The sequence below is a fragment of the bacterium genome (assembly GCA_035703895.1).
GTDB lineage: Bacteria > Sysuimicrobiota > Sysuimicrobiia > Sysuimicrobiales > Segetimicrobiaceae > Segetimicrobium.
In genome coordinates this window covers 1-3,642 of record DASSXJ010000173.1, presented here as the reverse complement: position 1 = coordinate 3,642, position 3,642 = coordinate 1, and the positions used below count along the sequence as shown (strand labels likewise).

4 protein-coding genes are annotated in these 3,642 nt (G+C 62.9%); 2 read left to right on the top strand and 2 right to left on the bottom strand.

The window, feature by feature from the left end; all coding sequences use genetic code 11:
- Nucleotides 1-179 precede the first annotated feature (179 nt).
- Both VFP86_12455 and VFP86_12450 read right to left on the bottom strand, forming a co-directional pair.
- Nucleotides 180-986 (bottom strand): SDR family oxidoreductase, encoded by an 807-nt coding sequence (locus tag VFP86_12455; protein HET9000450.1) that lies wholly within the window; start codon nucleotides 984-986, stop codon nucleotides 180-182.
- 432 nt (nucleotides 987-1,418) lie between these two features.
- Nucleotides 1,419-2,309, bottom strand: a complete 891-nt coding sequence (locus VFP86_12450; GenBank protein ID HET9000449.1) for an MBL fold metallo-hydrolase — start codon at nucleotides 2,307-2,309, stop codon at nucleotides 1,419-1,421.
- 262 nt (nucleotides 2,310-2,571) lie between these two features.
- On the opposite strand from VFP86_12450, the gene VFP86_12445 reads away from it, so the two are divergent.
- Nucleotides 2,572-3,291 carry an SDR family NAD(P)-dependent oxidoreductase gene (locus VFP86_12445; GenBank protein ID HET9000448.1) on the top strand — a complete coding sequence of 240 codons (720 nt, stop codon included), beginning with the start codon at nucleotides 2,572-2,574 and terminating at the stop codon, nucleotides 3,289-3,291.
- Nucleotides 3,292-3,325: 34 nt separating this feature from the next.
- Nucleotides 3,326-3,642, top strand: a 317-nt coding sequence (locus VFP86_12440) for a DUF899 family protein (GenBank protein HET9000447.1), incomplete at its 3' end; no start/stop codon positions are given.

The following is a 3,642-nucleotide window of genomic DNA, read 5'->3' as shown; positions in this document are numbered from 1 at the left end:
GGGCATACACCCTCTTGACCAGACGCTCGTTTTCATCGGCTGCCTCGGGTTTGGTCTTGTACGTGACGACCACGGTCTTCCTCATGCGGTTCCTCCATTAGGCGGATACGGCTCATTCTTCGCGAAATCTGTGGCGCCGGCGTCTGTGCCTCGTTGGTCAAACGATGCCCCGATGCGTCCTAATCGACCACTTCTCCGCCGGTCAGGTTCGCGACGGTTCCGGTCATGCCGTCGGCCAGATCGGAGGCCATGAGGACCGCCGCGCCCGTCAACTGCGCCAGCGTGGTCGAGCGCCGCGTGTGACTCCGGCTTTCCAGCAACTCTTGGAACTGCTTCGGCGTGATCCCCAGCACCTTGGCGTGAATTCCGAAGACGATGCCGATCGTAGGGGTCTCTGGGAGTCCGGTCGAGCGCAAGCACACGACGCGGACGCCGGACGATGCGACTTCGGCGGAAAGATTGCGACACAGGGACTCCACCGCCGCCCATGCTGGCCCCATGCCCCCAACGAGTGGTACGCCGAGACGCGCCGGCTCCGGCGTGTGCATCAAGATCACGCCGGATCGCTGCTCGACCATGTGCCGCGCCGCAGCCTTGGCGGTCACGAAGTGAGCCCGCGGATAGGTGGTGAGGGGGAGAGAGAACGCCTCCACCGGGAGCTCGGTGAAAGGGATACCCTGCATGCCCTGGCGAGCGACCTCCGCCGCAGGAATCCCGATCGCGTTGAATGAGATGTCGATTTTCCCGGCCTTCTTAACGACCGCGGCGATGTGCTTCTCGACGGCCTGTTCATCGAGAGCGTCGACCTGTTCCGCTTCGACCTTTCCGCCCGCGCCAGAGATCTGCTCGACGACGACGTTGACGGTTGAGAGCCTGCGCCCGGCGAGAAACACCCGCGCCCCTTCGCGGGCGAATGCACGGGCGACCGCGCCGCCGATTGCTCCTCCGGCTCCGTAGATGACGGCAGTCTTGCTCTCAAGCAACATGTTCCGCCCTCCCACAACCGAGTCTTCTCCCGCTCAGGAAGCGGGCCATTCGTGGTTCAGTGCACTCTCCGCGAGAGGCCGGATGCCGGTGGTGTGCCGGCGCGGAATCGAGCCGCCCGTCCTGGCTCACTTGCTCGAGCGGCCATTCGCGAAGGAAGCTCCGAGTGTCGGGAACACCGTACGCTTCGTCGAGCGTGACGAAGACCTCTTTCACCAACTTCTTTTTTGCATCGATGCGGATGCCCGGCGGAACATCTATATACGCAACTGGCATTTGAGTCATCTCCTCTCAGGATTTCTGATTGCGCCGAAGCGCCTTTATCCTATTAAATCCCGAACCGCGCCAAAACTCATCGGTCCTGAGAGCGGTCTGGATCCGAGCTGTTGACGCATGTCCACACAGTCCAGGTGATCCCCGCTCGCGCGCACGAGTTAAAGATCATCCGCCCAGACATCCCGCACCATTTGAAACCTCGTGCCATCGCGAACGACGCGGGCAAACCCGGGGAAATGGACATGCATGCCGCCCACAAGGAGCCGGTCGGCGGCGACCATATCGAGAACACGACGTCGCGTGGCGGCAGCGGCGGCGGGATCGGTATCGACGAAGAACCCGGTTTCCGGCCGCGGGATCTGCACGTCCTGAATGTGGATAATATCGCCCCAAATCAGGAGCGAGGCGCCACCGGATGCAATGAGATAACCGGTGTGGCCGGGGGTATGCCCGGGCATCGGCATCCACGTGACGCCAGGGAACACCTCGCCCGGCAGTAACGGGCGAAGCCGATCGCGGTAGGCCTCGAGTTGGCTGCGCGCCGCTTGGAAGAACGGGCGAACCGGCTCGGGCGCCCGGCTCACCGCGGTGTCGTCCTGCCAATAGGCCGCCTCGTCTTTGTGCAAATGCAGTTCCGCTCCTTGGAAGACCGGCACGCCGGACGGGTCGATCAATCCCGCGGAATGGTCGGAATGCATGTGGGTCAGGAGCACCGTGTCAATTTCGTTAGGATGAATGCCGGCGGCCGCGAGATTGGCTGATAGCCGCCCTGCCGTCGGACCAAGTGTCGATCCCGCCCCGGCGTCGATCAACGCGAGCCGTCCTCCCGCATGGATCGCGAACGCGTTGATCGGAGCTCGCGCTCTCGGCGGCCGACCCGCGAGCTCGAGCAGGCGTTGAGCCTCCGGCGTGGAGACATTCAGCAGCACGTCGAGACCAGCCTCAAAATACCCATCGCTGAGTGCCGTAACGACGATATCCCCGACGCGGAGGCGATAGACACCTGGCACTTGCTCGCTGGGTATCCGAACCGTGTGGATTACTGGCATTTGAGTCATCTCCTCTCAGGATTTCTGATTGCGCCGAAGCGCCTTTATCCTATTAAATCCCGAACCGCGCCAAAACTCATCGGTCCTGAGAGCGGTCTGGATCCGGGGCTGTTGACCGCATTCGAAAAGGGCCGATGAGCTCTCGCGCAGCGGACCGATGAGTTTGAGGTGCGCTTGCGGTCAATATCTGTGACGGCACATCCGCAGGCCCGTCGGATCTGGGGGTCCTAGGTGCGGACTACGAAAGAGGGAGGGAAACGATATGAACGTTGCGGGGAAAACAGTCTTGATCACCGGCGCCAGCCGCGGCATCGGCCGGGCGCTCGTCGATGAGGCGCTGAGGCGTGGGGCGAAGAGGGTCTACGCGGGGACGCGCAGCCCGCTGCAATACGCCGACAAACGCGTGACGGCCCTCACGCTGGACGTGACCAGAGCTTCGCAGATCCGGCAAGCGGCCCACGAGGTCGCATCTCTCGACATCCTCATCAACAATGCAGGCGTCGCCATCTACGACGATCTGAGCAATCCCGACGTCATCGCGCAGCACCTGGCCGTCAACCTCTTCGGAGTGTTCAACGTAACGCGCGCTTTTCTGCCGCTACTGCGGCGCTCCAAAGGGGCCATCGTCAACAACGTGTCCCTGGCAGCGCTCGCGCCCTTGCCGCTTATCTCTGGCTACTCCATGTCGAAGGCGGCTGCGCTCAACATGACACAGTCGCTGAGGGCGCTCTTGGCCGGTCAGGGTGTCACGGTACATGCCGCCATCATCGGCCCCACCGACACCGATATGACCCGGGGCTTCGATATCCCGAAGGCCCCGCCTGAGTCTACCGCGGCGGGCATCTTCGACGGGTTGGAGAACGGGGAGGAGGATATCTTTCCCGATCCCGCGTCCCAGTCCGCGGCGGAAGGCTGGCGCAATGGCGTCGCTAAGGCGCTCGAGCGCCAGTTCGCAGTTTTCGTGCCAGAAAGCGCGGCGTAATTTAGGATGATGTGTGAGACGGAGGTGAGTAACGATGTCCCACCACAAGATAGCCCGACCAAACACAGATCGCCTGCACTCGTTTCAACACCGAGGTACGCCTCCTTCACGTCATCGGGTCGGAACGCGTGAAGAGTGGCTCGCCGCCCGGCTCAAGCTGCTCGAAGCCGAGAAGGAGCTCACGCGGCGTAGCGACGAGCTGGCGCAGCGGCGCCGGGAGCTTCCATGGGTGCCGGTCGAGAAGCAGTACACATTCCAGACCGAGCACGGACCGAAGACGCTACGTGAGCTGTTCGACGGCCGCTCGCAGCTGGTAGTCTACCACTTCATGTTCGGCCCGGACTACGAGGG

Coding starts and splice junctions, on each gene's coding strand:
- VFP86_12455 (HET9000450.1), bottom strand. CDS start 986: ATGTTGCTTGAGAGCAAGACTGCCGTCATCTACGGAGCCGGAGGAGCA.
- VFP86_12450 (HET9000449.1), bottom strand. CDS start 2,309: ATGCCAGTAATCCACACGGTTCGGATACCCAGCGAGCAAGTGCCAGGT.
- VFP86_12445 (HET9000448.1), top strand. CDS start 2,572: ATGAACGTTGCGGGGAAAACAGTCTTGATCACCGGCGCCAGCCGCGGC.